This is a genomic window from Saccharothrix australiensis (assembly GCF_003634935.1).
GTDB lineage: Bacteria > Actinomycetota > Actinomycetes > Mycobacteriales > Pseudonocardiaceae > Actinosynnema > Actinosynnema australiense.
On record NZ_RBXO01000001.1, the window covers coordinates 1,890,588 to 1,906,469 of the forward strand.

General features: G+C 73.3%; 15 protein-coding genes and 1 tRNA gene. 6 read left to right on the forward strand and 10 right to left on the reverse strand.

Going from position 1 to position 15,882, the window contains the following annotated elements; genetic code table 11:
- The first annotated feature begins 31 nt into the window (after nucleotides 1–31).
- A tRNA-Val gene (locus C8E97_RS08955) sits at nucleotides 32–103 on the forward strand.
- An 88-nt stretch (nucleotides 104–191) separates the two neighbouring features.
- Complete coding sequence (locus tag C8E97_RS08960) at nucleotides 192–494, forward strand: hypothetical protein (RefSeq protein ID WP_121003377.1); 303 nt, start codon at nucleotides 192–194, stop codon at nucleotides 492–494.
- A gap of 7 nt (nucleotides 495–501) precedes the next feature.
- Here the strand turns inward: C8E97_RS08960 and C8E97_RS08965 are convergent, their stop codons facing one another.
- Nucleotides 502–780 (reverse strand): hypothetical protein, encoded by a 279-nt coding sequence (locus C8E97_RS08965; RefSeq protein WP_121003379.1) that lies wholly within the window; start codon nucleotides 778–780, stop codon nucleotides 502–504.
- Between the two features lie 851 nt (nucleotides 781–1,631).
- On the opposite strand from C8E97_RS08965, the gene C8E97_RS08970 reads away from it, so the two are divergent.
- The gene (locus tag C8E97_RS08970) at nucleotides 1,632–2,648 is read left to right on the forward strand and encodes an XRE family transcriptional regulator (protein ID WP_121003381.1); all 1,017 of its coding nucleotides are present in this window, start codon (nucleotides 1,632–1,634) and stop codon (nucleotides 2,646–2,648) included.
- An 84-nt stretch (nucleotides 2,649–2,732) separates the two neighbouring features.
- Here the strand turns inward: C8E97_RS08970 and lipA are convergent, their stop codons facing one another.
- A complete protein-coding gene (lipA, locus tag C8E97_RS08975; protein ID WP_121003384.1) occupies nucleotides 2,733–3,734 on the reverse strand; it encodes a lipoyl synthase in 1,002 nt (333 codons plus the stop codon).
- A gap of 371 nt (nucleotides 3,735–4,105) precedes the next feature.
- On the opposite strand from lipA, the gene C8E97_RS08980 reads away from it, so the two are divergent.
- Nucleotides 4,106–5,041 (forward strand): LLM class F420-dependent oxidoreductase, encoded by a 936-nt coding sequence (locus tag C8E97_RS08980; RefSeq protein WP_121011152.1) that lies wholly within the window; start codon nucleotides 4,106–4,108, stop codon nucleotides 5,039–5,041.
- A gap of 80 nt (nucleotides 5,042–5,121) precedes the next feature.
- On the opposite strand, the gene C8E97_RS08985 is transcribed toward C8E97_RS08980, so the two are convergent.
- From C8E97_RS08985 to lpdA, 6 genes are all read right to left on the reverse strand, one after another.
- Nucleotides 5,122–6,132: a hypothetical protein gene (locus tag C8E97_RS08985; RefSeq protein ID WP_121003386.1), complete on the reverse strand. Its 1,011-nt coding sequence runs from the start codon at nucleotides 6,130–6,132 to the stop codon at nucleotides 5,122–5,124.
- Between the two features lie 59 nt (nucleotides 6,133–6,191).
- On the reverse strand, nucleotides 6,192–6,935 hold the full coding sequence (gene lipB / locus C8E97_RS08990; RefSeq protein ID WP_121003388.1) for a lipoyl(octanoyl) transferase LipB: 744 nt from the start codon (nucleotides 6,933–6,935) through the stop codon (nucleotides 6,192–6,194).
- Nucleotides 6,922–7,530: a phosphatase PAP2 family protein gene (locus tag C8E97_RS08995; protein WP_121003390.1), complete on the reverse strand. Its 609-nt coding sequence runs from the start codon at nucleotides 7,528–7,530 to the stop codon at nucleotides 6,922–6,924. The genes lipB and C8E97_RS08995 overlap by 14 nt, the downstream gene beginning before the upstream one ends.
- Nucleotides 7,527–8,411, reverse strand: coding sequence for a TIGR01777 family oxidoreductase (locus C8E97_RS09000; RefSeq protein WP_121003392.1), 885 nt, complete (start codon nucleotides 8,409–8,411; stop codon nucleotides 7,527–7,529). The genes C8E97_RS08995 and C8E97_RS09000 overlap by 4 nt, the downstream gene beginning before the upstream one ends.
- Nucleotides 8,412–8,717: 306 nt before the next feature.
- A complete protein-coding gene (sucB, locus tag C8E97_RS09005; protein ID WP_121003394.1) occupies nucleotides 8,718–10,481 on the reverse strand; it encodes a 2-oxoglutarate dehydrogenase, E2 component, dihydrolipoamide succinyltransferase in 1,764 nt (587 codons plus the stop codon).
- Between the two features lie 54 nt (nucleotides 10,482–10,535).
- Nucleotides 10,536–11,906, reverse strand: coding sequence for a dihydrolipoyl dehydrogenase (gene lpdA / locus C8E97_RS09010; RefSeq protein WP_121003396.1), 1,371 nt, complete (start codon nucleotides 11,904–11,906; stop codon nucleotides 10,536–10,538).
- A gap of 175 nt (nucleotides 11,907–12,081) precedes the next feature.
- Between lpdA and C8E97_RS09015 the strand changes: the two genes are divergently transcribed.
- Nucleotides 12,082–12,402, forward strand: a complete 321-nt coding sequence (locus tag C8E97_RS09015; RefSeq protein ID WP_121003398.1) for an oxidoreductase — start codon at nucleotides 12,082–12,084, stop codon at nucleotides 12,400–12,402.
- 143 nt (nucleotides 12,403–12,545) lie between these two features.
- On the opposite strand, the gene C8E97_RS34020 is transcribed toward C8E97_RS09015, so the two are convergent.
- On the reverse strand, nucleotides 12,546–12,734 hold the full coding sequence (locus C8E97_RS34020; protein WP_147455036.1) for a hypothetical protein: 189 nt from the start codon (nucleotides 12,732–12,734) through the stop codon (nucleotides 12,546–12,548).
- A 13-nt stretch (nucleotides 12,735–12,747) separates the two neighbouring features.
- Nucleotides 12,748–14,244, reverse strand: a complete 1,497-nt coding sequence (locus C8E97_RS09020) for a leucyl aminopeptidase (RefSeq protein ID WP_121003400.1) — start codon at nucleotides 14,242–14,244, stop codon at nucleotides 12,748–12,750.
- Between the two features lie 196 nt (nucleotides 14,245–14,440).
- Here C8E97_RS09020 and C8E97_RS09025 point away from each other — a divergent pair, with 196 nt between their 5' ends.
- Nucleotides 14,441–15,631 (forward strand): APC family permease, encoded by a 1,191-nt coding sequence (locus tag C8E97_RS09025; protein WP_147455037.1) that lies wholly within the window; start codon nucleotides 14,441–14,443, stop codon nucleotides 15,629–15,631.
- The last annotated feature ends 251 nt before the right edge of the window (nucleotides 15,632–15,882 follow it).

The window sequence follows — 15,882 nt, forward strand, 5'->3', positions numbered from 1 at the left end:
CGGCGTCACCCCACGGTCGGGTGACGTCTCCGGGCGTGTAGCTCAGCGGAAGAGCACTCGGTTTACACCCGAGCGGTCGCAGGTTCGAACCCTGCCGCGCCCACCCCGTCGTGCCGTGGCGGCCGGGCCCCGTGGTGCGGGTTCCCGCACCGACCTCGCCAAGCCGCCCGGCCGGCCCGTAGCTTGTCGCCATGTCACCCAGGACGGTCGCCGCTGTGGTGGGGGTCTCGTTCTTCCTCGCCGGGCTGCTGATCGCGCTCGTGCCGACGGCCGCGGACGCGCCGTCGGGCCGGGCGGTGCCCTGCGGCAACAGCCTGGGCGGTGGGTTCGACGAGGTCGGGGTCAGGGCCGAGAGCCCGGCGCTGGTCGGCATCTGCGGCCGGTTGCGGAGCGAGCGGCTGGCGTGGGCCGCGCCGGTGACCGGGGTCGGGCTGGTGGTGGTCGTCGGGTCGCTCCTGGTGCGCCGCGGTTCCTCGGGCGGTGCGGCGGCGTGACGGCGGCTCACACCTCGCCGGAGGTCTGCGCGGCGGCCAGCAGGCAGGCCACGAGGACGAGCTGCGGGTCCTGCACGCCGTCGGCGGTCAGGCCGGTGACGCACTTCTCGGGCGACTCCTCGCCCGCCTTGCAGGCGTCGCGCGTCGCGTCGGTGATCTTGTGGCCGGCCTGTTCGAGGATGGCCGTGCACTGCTCGGCGGACGCCTGAGCCGGGGTGGCGGCCAGCGCGGGCAGGAGCGTGGCGGCGGCGAACGTGGCGGCGGCCAGGGCGGCGGTGCGGAACATCGCGGGATCTCCCGTCTCCTCGGTGCGGCGGCGCCCCCAGCGGGACGACCGCGCTCGACCACGCCGAACTACCCGGCAGGGGCGGGGGGAACCGCCCGCCATCCCATCGTGTGACCGGATCGCCCGCGCTTCGAGGCACGATGGTCGAATCGACCACGGGCAGGCCGACGAGCCGGGGAGCACCGACGTCGGACTACCCGAGGCGGGCGGAACCAGGCGCCGGGGAGGTCGTGACCGCGGGGGCAGATGTCCGGATCGGGTCATGTCCCGGTCCGGTGCCGGTCGTGGTGTCCGGAGCAGCGCGGGTGTCCCCTGTAAGAGCAGGCCAAGCCGTCGCGCCATCGGGTTGCACCGGGTATCCGCCCGGCCCACTGTGGTAGCCGGCGATCGGGGGTTGAGACGCACAGGCAGGAGGCACGATGCCCGGACCGCTCACCGGTCGCACAGTCCTTGGTCTGCTCATCAGGCAACGTCGACTCAGTGTTGAAGAGTTCACCGAGCAGCTTGGGGGTTTCGCTCGGGAACACCGGGAAGTCGGCACGCTGAGCGTTCGGCACATGCATCGGATAGTGACTGGAAGAGTCACGGCGAACCAGTTGCGCCCGGCTACCGTTCGCCTGCTGGAGGGGTTCCTCGGGGTGCCTATCGAGGAGCTTCTGACGCTGACCGGGCTTGGCGAAGAAGCTCGGAACGCGACTGCTCCCGTCGCGGACAAGAGCGATGCGGACGTCGTCAGGGCTGATCAGGCTGAGTGGCTGCGGGTGCGTGGTGTTCCCGGTGTGCGTGGGCGGGAGTTGTCCGAGTCGGCCGCGTGGCTGTACCCGGATTCGGTGCGTGCGCCCGGTGGCCATGTGCTGGCTGGGCCCGGCTGGCTGGTCGAGCGGCCGGTCGAGTTGGACCTTGTCGAGCTGGAGTGGGCGGGCGACTCCCCGTGCTACGCGTTTCCCGCACAGGTCGACGTGACCGGTCTGCTGCCGTTGAGCGACCAGGGTGTGCGGTACCGGGACTACAGCCGTGCCGTCCGCGACCTCGTCCGGCCGAGGTTGCTGGAGAACCGGCTGAGCTATCGCCTCACCGGCGTGGCCGCCGGTCGTGGCGGTGGGTTGCGCCTGCGCTTCGGCCGGACGACCTTCTTCGAGGGCTTCAACCTGAGACAACTGCTGGCCCACGAGTTCAAACGGGCCTGGCTGGTCTCCGGCCGGGCCACCCCGCGAATAGCGGACCTGCCCCTGCGGCAGGCCGTCGGGGACCCGTTCGACCCGGAGCGCCTGCTGATGTCGCCCGGCATCACCACGCTGACCATCCGGCGTGGCGGCATCGGCGAGGGCGCGAGCTTCGTCCTGCACGAGCGGGACGGCGGCAAGGTGGCGGATGGTGGGGGCTTGTGCCACCCGATGCCCGCCGGGGAGTTCCAGCCGTCCTCGAGCGCGCCCGAGGACGTCGAGCGTGACTTCTCGCTGTGGCGGAACATCATGCGCGAGTACTCCGAGGAGTTCCTCGGCAACCCCGAGCACGACGGCGGCGGTCCCCGGTCCATCGACTACGCGCACGACGAGCCGTTCGCGCGGTTCGAAGCGGCGCGCGGGCGCGGGAGCTTCCGCGTGTGGCATTGCGGCCTGGTGATCGAACCCCTCGAACTCAACGTCCAGCAGTTGACGGTGGCCGTCATCGACGCGCCCGAGTACGACGAGCTGTTCGAGGGCGTGGTCGCGGTCAACGACGAGGGGTGGATCGTCGGGCAGGGTGACGCCAGGCACATCCCCTTCACCCCGGACGCCATCGACCGCCTCGAACCGCGCCTGTCGGCCGGTGGGCTCATCCTGCTCCGGTTGGCGTGGCGGCACCGACGGGTGATCCTCGGAGGCTGACCGGCGCACACGGCCCGGAGCCCAGGAGCGGCGACGAAAACGCCCGGCACCTCGTCGGGTGCCGGGCGTCCTCGGAGAGCTTCCCTAGCGGGACAGGAGCGACGTGATCTCCTGGGCCGCGCCGCCCGCCTCCAGCAGGTGGCGGAGGTTGTCCGGCAGCACGTCCCCGCGCTGCTGCACGGCCTGCGCGTAGAGCCGGCCCGCCCGGTACGAGGAGCGGACCAGCGGGCCCGCCATGACGCCGGAGAAGCCGATCCGCTCGGCGGTCTCCTTGTGGGTCACGAACTCCTCGGGCTTCACCCAGCGCTCCACCGGGTGGTGGCGCGGCGACGGGCGCAGGTACTGCGTGATGGTGATGATCTCGCAGCCCGCGTCGTGCAGGTCGCTCAGCGCCTCGGTGACCTCGTCCGGCGTCTCGCCCATGCCCAGGATGAGGTTCGACTTGGTGACCAGGCCGGCTTCCCTGGCCCTGGTGATGACCTCCAGCGACCGCTCGTAGCGGAACGCCGGGCGGATGCGCTTGAAGATCCTCGGCACCGTCTCCAGGTTGTGCGCGAGCACCTCGGGGCGGGAGTCGAAGACCTCCGCCAGCTGCTCGGGCACCGCGTTGAAGTCCGGGATCAGCAGCTCGACGCCCGTGCCGGGGTTGAGGGCGTGGATCTGGCGGACGGTCTCCGCGTACAGCCACGCGCCGCCGTCGGCCAGGTCGTCCCGCGCCACGCCGGTCACCGTCGAGTAGCGCAGGCCCATCGCCTGGACGGACTCGGCGACCCGGCGCGGTTCGTCGCGGTCGAGGTCGGCCGGCTTGCCGGTGTCGATCTGGCAGAAGTCGCAGCGCCGGGTGCACTGCTCGCCACCGATCAGGAAGGTGGCCTCCCGGTCCTCCCAGCACTCGTAGATGTTGGGACAGCCGGCCTCTTCGCACACCGTGTGCAGACCCTCGCGCTTGACCAGGCCCTTGAGTTCACGGTACTCGGGGCCCATCTTCGCCTTGGTCTTGATCCACGAGGGCTTCTTCTCGATGGGCGTTTGACTGTTGCGGACTTCCAGTCGCAGCAGCTTCCGACCCTCAGGTACGACGGTCACGTCACCAACCCTACGTCACGGTGGAGTGTGTTGGATTTCCTGTGTTGGATTGGCCCGACTCCGTCGGGCGGCTCGGCCGCCTGTTAGTCGGCGGCTCGCGGGGCGGGTTGCGCCGATCGAAGAGCGTGATCGGCGCAACCCGCGCCGCGAACCACCGACGCGGCCTCGCTGTGTTGGATGGCCCGACTCCGTCGGGCGGCTCGGCCGCCTTTCAGTCGGCGGCTCGCGGGGCGGGTTCTGCCGATCGAAGAGCGTGATCGGCAGAACCCGCGCCGCGAACCACCGACGCGGCCTCGCTGTGTTGAATGGCCCGCCACCGGCGGGGTTGTGCGCGGGACCGGCGTCGGGGCGGTTAGCTTGTGCCCGTGGAACTGGAACTTCGCATCTTCACCGAGCCCCAGCAGGGGGCCTCCTACGACGACCTGCTGCGCGTCGCACGCGCTGCCGAGGACGCGGGCTACGGCGCGTTCTTCCGTTCCGACCACTACCTGAAGATGGGGCCGGGCGACGGGTTGCCCGGACCCACCGACGCGTGGATCACGCTCGCCGGCCTCGCCCGCGAGACGAAGACGATCCGGCTCGGCACGCTGGTGACCGCCGCCACGTTCCGCCACCCCGGACCGCTCGCGATCGCCGTCGCGCAGGTGGACCGGATGTCCGGCGGCCGGGTCGAGTTCGGCCTCGGCTCGGGCTGGTTCGAGGAGGAGCACACCGCATACGGCCTGCGGTTCCCGCCGCTGGGCGAGCGGTTCGGGGTGCTGGAGGAGCAGCTCGAGATCATCACCGGGCTGTGGGCCACGCCGGTCGGCGAGCGGTACTCGTTCAAGGGCGAGCACTACGCGCTGGTCGACTCGCCCGCGCTGCCCAAGCCCGCGCAGTCGCCGGTGCCGGTCGTCGTCGGCGGCACGGGCGCGAAGCGCACGCCCGCGCTGGCCGCCCGGCACGCCACCGAGTTCAACCAGCCGTTCGTGCCCGTCGACGTCGCCGCGCGGCAGTTCGAGCGGGTGGACGCGGCGTGCCGCGAGATCGGCCGCGACCCGGCCACGATGACCCGCTCGGCGGCGCTGGTCGCCTGCGTGGGCCGCGACGACGCCGAGGTGGCCCGGCGTGCGGCGGCCATCGGGCGCGAGGTGGCCGAGCTGAAGGAGAACGGCCTCGCGGGCACGCCCGCCGAGGTCGTCGAGCGGCTCGCGCGGTGGCGGGCCGAGACCGGTGTCAGCCGGGTGTACCTCCAGGTGCTCGACCTGGCCGACCTCGACCACCTGGAACTGGTGGCGGCCGAGGTCGTGCCCCAACTGCGCGGCTGACCCGCCACGGGCAGGACGGGCGCGGGAGCCACCGACCGCGGCCGTCCCGCCCACCGCGCGGAGTCGCGGTGGCGGTCCCCCTACGCGAGGGCGGCCTGGAGCTCCCCGAGCGCGGCGGGGTCCAGCAGGGCCCGCCGCACCAGCTCGACCAGCCCTCCCGCTGTCCGGGACCACGGCTCGTCGGCCTCCTCGACGAGCACGGTCGCCGTGCCGACCCGGCCGTCCGGCCACCGCACCCGCAACCCCGCGGTGACGACGCCGGGCAGCGAGCCGCCCTGGAAGCCGACGGCGTCGGGAACCTCCCGGCCGCGCTCCAGGCGCGCCACCGCGCCGGGGAAGCGGTCCAGGGCGCGGTGCAGCCGGTGCAGGCCGGCGGCGGTGCCCCGCCACGTGTCGCGCGCCCAGGCGCGTCGGCCGTCGTAGGTCTTCGGCACGTCCGGCAGGTGGCCGACGACCTCCAGTTGGAGCCGCGGGTCGTCCAGGTAGCGCTCGACCTCGACCCGGCGGCCCAGGACCAGCCGCAGGCCCTCGCCGAGGTAGGACGGCACGGGCGCGTCGGGCCAACCCGCTCGGACGGCGGCCGGGCGCACCAGCCCGGCCAGCCGGCGTCCCAGGTGGTCGGCGGCGGCGTGGTCGCCGTGCCGGAGCAGGACGCCCACCAGGTCGTCCAGCGTGAGCACGGCGTGCGGGTCGTCGGCGGTGACGCCGTTGGTGGACGCCAGCCCCAGCGTCCGCAGCGCCCGCTGGTGCGCGCCGCCGTCCAGGCCCGCGCCGAGGTGGTGCGCCTCCCACTCGCCCGCGGTCACCCGGTCGTCCGGCGCCACGACGCCCCGCTCGACCGCGAGCGCGTACGCCGCGAGGTGCAGGACCTGCACGGCGGAGCCCAGCGGTTGGCGGGCGTGCGGCCGGTGGGCGAGCCGCCCGCCCCGGCCGTCGTCCACCACCGCGGCGACGTGCCGCCGGTGCGCGCGCAGCCGGCCGAGCCAGTCGTCCGGGTCGCCGCCGCGGGCCGCCGCGGGCGGGCCGGGCAGTAGCAGGGCGCCGCCCACCGCGCCACCGGCGGAGAGCAGGTGCCGTCGGGTCAGGGGCACGACGAATCTCCCCTCTGGTAGTCCGTCCTGCCGGACACTAGAGAGGAGCGTCGGGCTTGTCAGCCGGTCCGCACCGCGAAGCTCACGCCCGCCGCCGCGGGCTGCGCGCGGACGAGCGTGCGGTCGGTCAGCGGGAGGTCGCCGTTCAGGGCGTCGATCACGGCCCGGCGCGCCAGCGGGCGCACCTCCGCCACCGTCACCTCGCGGCCCAGTTCCCGCGACAGCGACGCCACGCCCGCGTCCCGGATGCCGCACGGGATGATCGCGTCGAACGCGGACAGGTCCGCGTCGCAGTTGATCTCGAAGCCGTGCATCGTCACGCCGCGCTGCACCCGGATCCCGATCGCGGCGACCTTGCGCTCGACGCCCCGGTCGTCGGCGGGCACCCACACGCCGCTGCGGCCCTCCACGCGGCCCGTGCGCACGCCGAGCTGGTCGCACACGTGGATCAGGGCCTGCTCCAGGCGGCGCACGTAGTCCACGACGTCCAGCGGCTCGCTCAGCCCGATGATCGGGTAGCCGACCAGCTGCCCCGGACCGTGCCAGGTGATCTTGCCGCCGCGGTCCACGTCGATGACCGGGACGTCGCCGCCCGCGGGGCGCTCGTCGGCCTCGGTGCGCCGGCCGCACGTGTACACCGGCGGGTGCTCCAGCAGCAGCAGGGTGTCGCCGAGGCGGCCCTCCGCGCGGGCCTCGGCCAGCTCGCGTTGCAGTTCCCACGCGGCCAGGTAGTCGATGGTGCCCAGCTCGCGCACGTCGATCGGGTCCGTCGAGGTGCGGCAGGAGAGGTCAAGGCTGCTCACCCTTCGACCCTACGCCCACGGGCAGCAACCGGAGGGCCAGGGCCGCGAGCAGCCCGACGCCGGTGGTGGCCAGCACCGCGCCCACCGTGTCGGTGAACCAGTGCATCTCCAGCACGACCCGGCTGGCGGCGGTCAGCACGACGGCGACCACCGCCACCCCGACGGCCACGCGCAGCAGCCGGGGCGCGAGGTGCGCGCACAGCACGACACCGGTGAAGGCCACGGCGGTGACTGCGGTGACGTGCCCGCTCGGGTACGAGGGCAGGTCGTACTCCACCGGTCGCACCCGGCGGTAGGCGAAGCGGGCGAGGATCGTCGACCAGGCGACGCCCAGCAGGACCGCCGCCTTGAACACCAGCACCTCCCCGGCCAGCAGGGCCCGCAGGACGAGCGAGACCACGGCGATCGTGGCCAGGCCGGGGCTGAGCAGGAAGCTGACCACGGCCGCGGCCGAGACCAGGTCCGGGCCGCACGACCCGGCGGCGTCCCGCAGCGCGGCGTCGAACGCGGGCACGTCCCGGTGGACCGAGAACCCCAGCACCACCGACGCCAGCGTGAGCACCGCGCCGACCGCGGCCGGGAACCACCGGCTCATCCGCGCACGGCCGCCGCCACCGCGGCGCCCAGGGCGGGGTGCAGGAACTGGAAGCCGTTGCGCTCCAGCACCTTCGGCACGGCCCGCTGACCCGCCAGGACGCCCTCCTCCGCGATCTCGCCGAGCACCGCCCGCAGGGCGAACGCGGGCACCACCCACGGCGTCGGGCGGTGCAGCGCGTGGCCCACGGTGCGGGTGAACTCGGCGTTGGTCACCGGGCTCGGCGCGGTCAGGTTGACCGGGCCGTCGATCGACTCGTGCTCCAGGACGTGCACCATCCCGGCGATCACGTCGTCCAGCGAGATCCACGGCAGGTACTGGCGGCCACTGCCGAGCCGACCGCCCAGGAAGCACTGGAACAGGGGCTTGAGCTTGCCGAACAGGCCACCGGACGGGCTGATCACCAGGCCGATGCGCAACCGGACGACGCGTGCGCCCGCCGCCGGCCGGGTGGCCGCCTCCCACTGGCGGCACAGGTCGGCGAGGAAGCCCGTGCCGGACGGCGTGGACTCGTCCACCACCTCGTCGCCGGTGTCGCCGTAGTAGCCGACCGCGCCGGCGTTCACCAGCGTCGGGACGCCGTGCTCGGCGACGGCCGCGGCGAGCACCTCGGTGGGCACCGTGCGGCTGTCCAGCAACACCTGCTTGCGGGCGTCGTCCCACCGCTTGTCGGCCACGCCCGCGCCGCACAGGTTGACCACGGCGTCCGCGCCGGCCAGGGCGTCGGGCGCGATCCGCCCGGCGGGCGGTTCCCACTCCCGCTCGTCGGGCGCGGCGGGGCGGCGGCGGACCAGGCGGACCACCTCGTGGTCCGCGGCGCGCAACGCGGCCACCAGGCTGGTGCCGATGAAACCGGACGAACCCGCCACCACTACCCGCATGGGTTGATCGTCTCGCAGCGCGCGGGCTGTTGCACAGCGGTGGTTCGTGTCATGCGCGCCACTGGACGCCACGACGCGCCGGAGACGCGCCCGAGCACGCGGTGGAGGCCCCGCCGTGCGACGCGGACCGTCCACCTCGTAGCGCGGACCGCCCCGGAGCGCGGCGCGGGCCCGCCCACCGTGCGACGCGAGGCCGTCCACGACGCGACGCGGGCCGCCCACCTCGCGGCACCGGCTGCCCGCGACGCGGCGGAGGCCGCCCCCGATCGTGCCGGGGACGGCCTCCGCCGCGTCGTGCTCCGGGCCCTACAGGCCCAGGTCGGCCTCGAACGCACCCTCTTCGAGGCGGTTCTTCACGGTGGTGAGGAATCGGCCCGCGTCCGCGCCGTCCACCAGGCGGTGGTCGTAGGTCAGGGCCAGGTAGGCCATCGACCGGATCGCGATGGTGTCGTCGCCGTTCTCGTCGGTGATCACCACGGCGCGCTTCTTGACCACGCCGACGCCCAGGATGCCGACCTGCGGCTGCTGGATGATCGGGGTGTCGAACAGCGCGCCGTTGCTGCCCAGGTTGGTCAGCGAGAACGTGCCGCCGGTCAGCTCGTCCGGGGTCAGCTTGTTCGCGCGGGCCCGCGACGCGAGGTCGCCGATCTTGTGCGACAGGCCGGCCAGGTTGAGGTCGCCCGCGTTGGCGATCACGGCGTTGAGCAGGCCGCGCTCGGTGTCGATCGCGATGCCCAGGTGCTCGGCGCCGTGGTAGACGATCTCCTTCTTCTCCTCGTCGATGGACGCGTTGAGCACCGGGTGCTGCTTGAGCGCCTCGACGGCCGCCTTGGCGAAGAACGGCAGGAACGTGAGCTTGACGCCCTCGCGCTGCTCGAACGCCGCCTTGGCCTTGTTGCGCAGCCGGGCGATCTTGGTGACGTCCACCTCGAACACCTGCGTGAGCTGCGCCGAGACCTGGAGCGACTCGCGGGTGCGCTGCGCGACGATCTGGCGCAGGCGCGGCAGCTTCTGCACCGTCCCGCGCTTGCCGCTGGTGTCGGCGGCGGGCGCGCTCGCGACCCGCTGGGCCGGCGCGGGCGCGGCGGGGGCGGACGGCGCGGGCGCGGCCGGTGCCGGCGCCTTGGCGGCCTCGACGGCGGCCAGCACGTCCTGCTTGCGGATGCGACCGCCGACGCCGGTGCCCTTGACCGAGGCCAGGTCGATGCCGTTCTCCGAGGCCAGCTTGCGGACCAGCGGCGTCACGTACGGCGCGCCGTTGGTGTCCTCGCCGGACGAGGGCGCGGCGTGCTGCGGCGTCGACGCCGGTGCGGCCGGCTGGGGCTCGGGCTTCGGGGCCTCCGCAGCGGGCTTCGGCTCGGGCTTCGGCGCTTCCCGCGCGGGCTCGGGAGCCTCCTGGGCCGGCTTGGGCGCTTCCGGCGCGGGGGCCGGCGCGGACGGGGCGGGCGAGCCGGAGCCGATGACGGCGAGCTGCCCGCCGACCTCGACGGTCTCGTCCTCGCCCGCGCTGATCTCCAGCAGGGTGCCCGCCACCGGGGACGGGATCTCGGTGTCGACCTTGTCGGTCGAGACCTCCAGCAGGGGCTCGTCGACCTCGACCGAGTCGCCGACCTGCTTGAGCCAGCGGGTCACGGTGCCCTCGGTGACGCTCTCGCCGAGCGCGGGCATGGTCACCGGCGTGCCGTCGGCGGAACCGCCGGACGGCGCGGACGCCTCGGCCTTCGGGGCCGCCTGCGGCTCGGGCTGCGGGTCGGGCGCGGACTGGGGCTCCGGCTGCGCTTCCTCGGCCGGGGCGGTCCCGCCGCCGGAGGTCGAGTCGTCGCCGCCCGCGGCGCCGTCGCCGATGACGGCGAGCTCGGCGCCGACCTCGACGGTCTCGTCCTCCTGGGCGACGATCTTCTGGAGGACGCCCGCCGCCGGTGAGGGGATCTCGGTGTCGACCTTGTCGGTCGAGACCTCCAGCAACGGCTCGTCGACCTCGACGCGGTCACCCTCCTGCTTCAACCAGCGGGTGACCGTGCCCTCGGTGACGCTCTCGCCGAGTGCGGGCATTTGGACGGAGAAGGCCATCGTTCGCTGACTCCTCGTGCGTAAGTCGGGTATCGGCTGACTGGGGTGCGACGGTCAGCCGTGCACGTGCAGCGGCTTGCCGGCCAAGGCGAGGAATGCCTCACCGAGGGCTTCTGTCTGGGTCGGGTGGGCGTGGATCAGCGGAGCCACGTCCTCGGGGTAAGCCTCCCAGCTGTAGATCAGCTGCGCCTCCCCGATCAGCTCGCCGACCCGCTCGCCGACCAGGGTGACACCGACCACCGGGCCGTCCGGCGCCTTGACCAGCTTCACACCGCCGGCGGTCTTCAGGATCTGGGACTTGCCGTTGCCCGCGAGGTCGTAGACGAACGTCTCCACCGAGCCGTACTTCTCCTTGGCCGCGGCCTCGGAGAGGCCGACCGACGCGACCTCGGGCTTGCAGTAGGTGACGCGCGGGATGCCCGCCTCGTCGATGACCTTCGGGTGCTGCCCGGCGATCTCCTCCGCGACGAAGATGCCCTGCTGGAAGCCGCGGTGCGCGAGCTGGAGGCCGGGCACGATGTCGCCGACGGCGTAGACGTTCGGGACGCTGGTGCGCAGGCGCTCGTCGGTGACGACGAAGCCGCGCTCGATCGCGACGCCCACCTCCTCGTAGCCGTGGCCCGCGGTGTTGGGCCCGCGGCCGACGGCCACCAGCAGGAGGTCCGCGTCCAGCACGTCGCCGGACTCCAGCGTCACGGAGACGCCCGCGTCGGTCTGCGTCGCGCCGGTGAACTTCACGCCGGTCTTGAACTTGATGCCCCGGCGGCGGAAGGCGCGCTCCAGCTGCTTGGACGCGTACTCGTCCTCGGCGGGCACGAGGCGGGGCAGCGCCTCCACGATGGTGACCTCGGCGCCGAAGGAGGACCAGACGCTGGCGAACTCGACGCCGATCACGCCGCCGCCGAGCACGACGACCTTCTCCGGGATGAAGTCCAGGTTCAGCGCCTGGTCGCTGGTGATGATCCGGCCGCCGATCTCCAGGCCGGGCAGGCTGCGCGCGTAGGAGCCGGTGGCCAGCACGACGTTCTTGCCGGTGTAGCGCTTGCCGTCCACCTCGACGGTGTTCGGGGCGACCAGCGTGCCCGCGCCCTCCACGAGGGTGACCTTGTTGGCCTTCACCAGGCCCTGGAGACCCTTGTAGAGCCGGCCGACCACGCCGTCCTTGTACGAGTTGACGCCCGCGATGTCGATGCCCTCCAGCGAGGACTTCACACCGAACTGGTCACCCTCGCGGGCGTTGTCCGCGACCTCCGCCGCGTGCAGCAGCGCCTTGGTGGGGATGCAGCCGCGGTGCAGGCACGTGCCCCCCAGCTTGTCCTTCTCGACCAGGACGACGGACAGGCCGAGCTCCGCCGCGCGGAACGCGCAGGCGTAGCCGCCCGAGCCGCCACCGAGGATCACAAGGTCGGCGGAGGTGTCGGTCACGGGATCTCCCTGGAGAGCTTGTTGCCTTACTTCGCGCGGGTGCGCGCGGGTGATTGCCATCTTGTCACTAGTTCACGGGCGACGGCGACGCGGTGTCCTCTTGGGATGATTTGGCCACACCTTCACACCCCCGCCGGCAGCATGGTCGCCACGATCCCCGACAGGAGGTGGCCCGGTGGGCCTGTTCGACCGTTTCCGCAGGAAGCAGCGGCCCGGCGTGCTCCGAACGGCCACGTCCACCGACACCGGGCACCTGGAGCAGTGGGCGGCGGCGCGGCGCGGCGTCGAGGCGTACGTCGAGCCCAAGACGACCGTGACGGACACCACGGTCGTGCTCGTGGCACACGACGGCGAGTGGACTCGCAGACGCATAGACGGCACCGAGGGCGCGAAGAAGCTGGCGAAGAAGCTGGGCATCCCCATCTACGACGCGGGCATAGTCGGCTACCCGAAAAGAATGCGCGAGTACACCCGCCGCAAGAACCAGAACGGCTGACCCCGCACGCACACACCAGGCACCCGCCGCACAGACGTCTGGCCTCGTGTTCTCCCCGTATGGCCTGCCCGCAGGGAACCGCGCTTGTCAGGGCAGGTCAAGCACGCTTTCCGCTTGACCTGCCCTGACAAGCGCGGTTGTCTTCAGACCAGGCCATACGGGGAGAACACGACGCCCTTGAGCTTTTCCTCCCCGGCGGCCTGCCCAGCGGCGAGCGCCGCTTTTCCGCTTTTCCGTTTTCCCGCTTTGACGCTCTGGCGCTCTTCAAGCTTTGACGCCTTCGACCGAACCTCCGGCCTTCCAGCGCCAAAGCCCAAAGCCCCGTTCGTCACCCCGCGACCGGAATCAGCCCTTCGCCGCGATGTCCGCCAGCACCGCCGCCAACGTCCGCACCGGAACCCCGGTCCCGCCCTTGGTCGTGTACCCGTAAGGGGCACCGGTGTGGTACGACGGCCCCGCGATGTCGACGTGCGCCCACGGCACGCCCTCCGCCACGAACTCCCGGAGGAACAGCCCGGCGGCGAGCATCCCGCCGAACCGGTGCCCGGCGACGTTCGCGATGTCGGCCAGCCGCGAGTCCAGGTCGCCCCGCAACTCCTCCGGCAGCGGCATGGCCCACGCCTGCTCGCCCACGGCCCGGCCCAGCGCGGCCACGCGGTCGCGGAACTCGTCCGACCCCATGACGCCCGACGTCCGCTTGCCCAGCGCCACGATCTGCGCGCCGGTCAGGGTGGACGTCTCGATCAGGTAGTCCGGGCCGTCCTCGCACGCCCGGACGATCGCGTCGGACAGCACCAGCCGGCCCTCGGCGTCGGTGTTGAGCACCTCGACGGTCTTGCCGCCGTACATGGTCAGCACGTCACCCGGCCGGTACGCGGTGCCGGACGGCATGTTCTCGGCCAGCGGCGCCCAGGCCGTGACCTCCAGCGGGTACTTGAGCTTGGCCGCGAGCACGACGGTGGCGATCACGGCGGCGGCGCCGCTCATGTCGGAGGTCATCTCGTCCATGCCGGCGGCCGGCTTGATCGAGATGCCGCCGGTGTCGAACGTGATGCCCTTGCCGACCAGCGCGACCTTCTTGGCGGCCTTGGGGCCGCGGTAGGTGATGCGGACCAGGCGCGGCGGGCGGGCCGAGCCGCCGCCGACGCCGAGGATGCCGCCGAAGCCCTGCTTGCGCAGCGCCTTCTCGTCCAGCACCTCGACCTCGACGCCGTCGAGGCCCTTGGCCAGCGCGGTGGCGCGCTCGGCGAACGACGCCGGGAACAGGTCGTTCGGCGGGGTGTTGATCAGGTCGCGGGTCGCGGTGACGGCCTCGGCGATCGCGGTGGACGCCTTCACGACGGCGCGGTGCGCCTTGGTGGTGCCCTCGGCGGGCGCGAGGAGGTCGACGCGGGCCACCGGCGCGTCGCCGTTCGAGGACTTGTAGGCGGTGAACTGGTACGCGCCGAGCAGCGTGCCCTCGACGGCCGCGCCGAGGTGCAGCGCGGACAGCGTCGTCACGGCGCGCTTCTTGCCGGTCAGCGCGCGGGCGGCGGCGCCGGACGCCCGCCGCACCTGCTCCTCGTCCACGACGCCGTCGGTGGGCTTGCCGAGGCCCACGGCGATGAGGACCGGCGCGGTGAGCTTGCCGAATGTGGGCAAGGTCACGACCTCGTCGGCCTTGCCGGTGGCGCCCACGGTGCCGAGGACGTCGAGCAGGCCGCCGTCGAACGCGGCGTCGACCGCGTCGGCGGCGCCCGTGAGGGCGAGCCCGTCCGGGCCCTGGATGGTGCCCACCACGACGACGTCGGCGGTGGTAGTGCTCGGGTCACTGTCGGTGATGGCCAGCTTGGGCGCGGTCACTGCGGCTCCTTGACGTGGTCCTCCCGGCACTTCCTGGTCGTGCGGCGGGAACGTGGGTGGATCGTGACGAATGCTAAAGGTCTCGTTGACCGGGGTGACCGCGGTCCCTTCGATAGCGGGGAGTAACAATTAACACGATCGTTGGACAACCGGGTGGGCGTTCGCAGTCACCCTGTCCGTATGTCACCGTGGTGCGGTGACAGTCACGCCCCGTGCCGGGGCCGTCGTGCTCGGACTCGGCGCGACGCTGGGAGCCGGCATCCTGCTCGGGTTCGCGCCCGCCGCCGCCCTGGCGGGCCCGTGGTTCCCGCTCGCGTCGGCCCTCGCCGCCCTCGCCGCGCTGTGCTGCGCGTACTCCACCGCGGACCAGCACCGTGCCTACCCGGACGCGTCCGGCGGCTACGCCTACATCCGCAACCAACTCGGGCCGTGGCCTGCCCGGCTCGGCGCGGGCGCGCACCTGATCGGACGGGCGGGCCTGGCCGCCGCGATCGCCGGCGCGTTCGGCTCCTACGCGCTGCCCGAGGACCGGGTGCTGGGTGGCGTCGTCCTCCTGGCGGCCACGGCGCTGGCCGGCAGGCACCTGCGCGGGCTCGTCGGGTGGGCCTCCGCGCTGCTCGTGCTCGGTGTGCTGGCGATGGTCGCGCTGGTGTGCTTCTCGGTCGCGCCGCCGGTCAACCCGACGCCGGTCGACGGCTCCGGCTTCGACGGGGTCATGGGCGCGGCCGGCGTGCTGTTCGTCGTGTTCACCGGGTTCGAGCGGGTGACCGCGCCGGCGCGCGGCGACCGGGTCTTCCCGGCCCGCGCGCTGCGGGTCGCGCTGCCCGTGCTGATCGGCGTGGTGCTGCTGGTCGCCTCGGCCGTCGGGGCGGCCCTGCTGCGCCAGCTCGGCGCGGCCCGGCTGGCGCTGTCGCCCGCGCCGCTGCGGGACGCGCTGATCGCCGCCGACGGTCGTGCCCTGGTACCGGTCCTGGCCCTCGGCGTGACCGTCGCGAGCGCGTCGGCGCTGGTGTTCGTGCTGGCCGGCGCGCGGCGGACGCTCGCCGGGCTGGTCGAGACCGGTGACCTGCCCGCGCTGCGCGGGCGGTGGCCGCTGGACGTGATCGCCCTCGCGCTGTCGCTCGGCGCGTTCCTGCTGCTGACGCCGACCACGGCGCTCGCCGTCGGCGCGTGCGGCACCGCGTTCTACTACGGCTTCACGAACGCGTCCGCCCGCGTGCTGCTCCAGGAGGACCGGACGTGGCCCATGCGCACGGCGTGCCTGGGCCTCGGGCTGTGCGTGCTGCTCGCCATGAACGCGCCCGCCGACGCCTTGGTCGTAACCGGGGTGGGGACCCTGGTGGCGGCGGGGCTGCTGGGCGTCCGGGCGCGCCAGCCGGTGGGGTAGCCGGGCGTCCGGCGCGCTCCCGATCGGGTGCCGCGAGGGTCGTCCGGGGCGTGGAACCGTGCCGGTGCGCCCCGCGCCGGGTCGTCCGGGGCGTGGATACCGTGCCGGTGCGCCCGCGCCCGGTCGCCTGGGGTGGGGACAGCGTGCCGAGGGCACCGCCCCCGGAGCCGTGCCGCGCCCACCGCGCATTCGGCCGCCCGAGCGCCGGGACGACGATTTTCCGATGTCGCGGCGCGGGTTACTGTGCTGGC

Coding starts and splice junctions, on each gene's coding strand:
- C8E97_RS08960 (WP_121003377.1), top strand. CDS start 192: ATGTCACCCAGGACGGTCGCCGCTGTGGTGGGGGTCTCGTTCTTCCTC.
- C8E97_RS08965 (WP_121003379.1), bottom strand. CDS start 780: ATGTTCCGCACCGCCGCCCTGGCCGCCGCCACGTTCGCCGCCGCCACG.
- C8E97_RS08995 (WP_121003390.1), bottom strand. CDS start 7,530: ATGAGCCGGTGGTTCCCGGCCGCGGTCGGCGCGGTGCTCACGCTGGCG.
- C8E97_RS09000 (WP_121003392.1), bottom strand. CDS start 8,411: ATGCGGGTAGTGGTGGCGGGTTCGTCCGGTTTCATCGGCACCAGCCTG.
- sucB (WP_121003394.1), bottom strand. CDS start 10,481: ATGGCCTTCTCCGTCCAAATGCCCGCACTCGGCGAGAGCGTCACCGAG.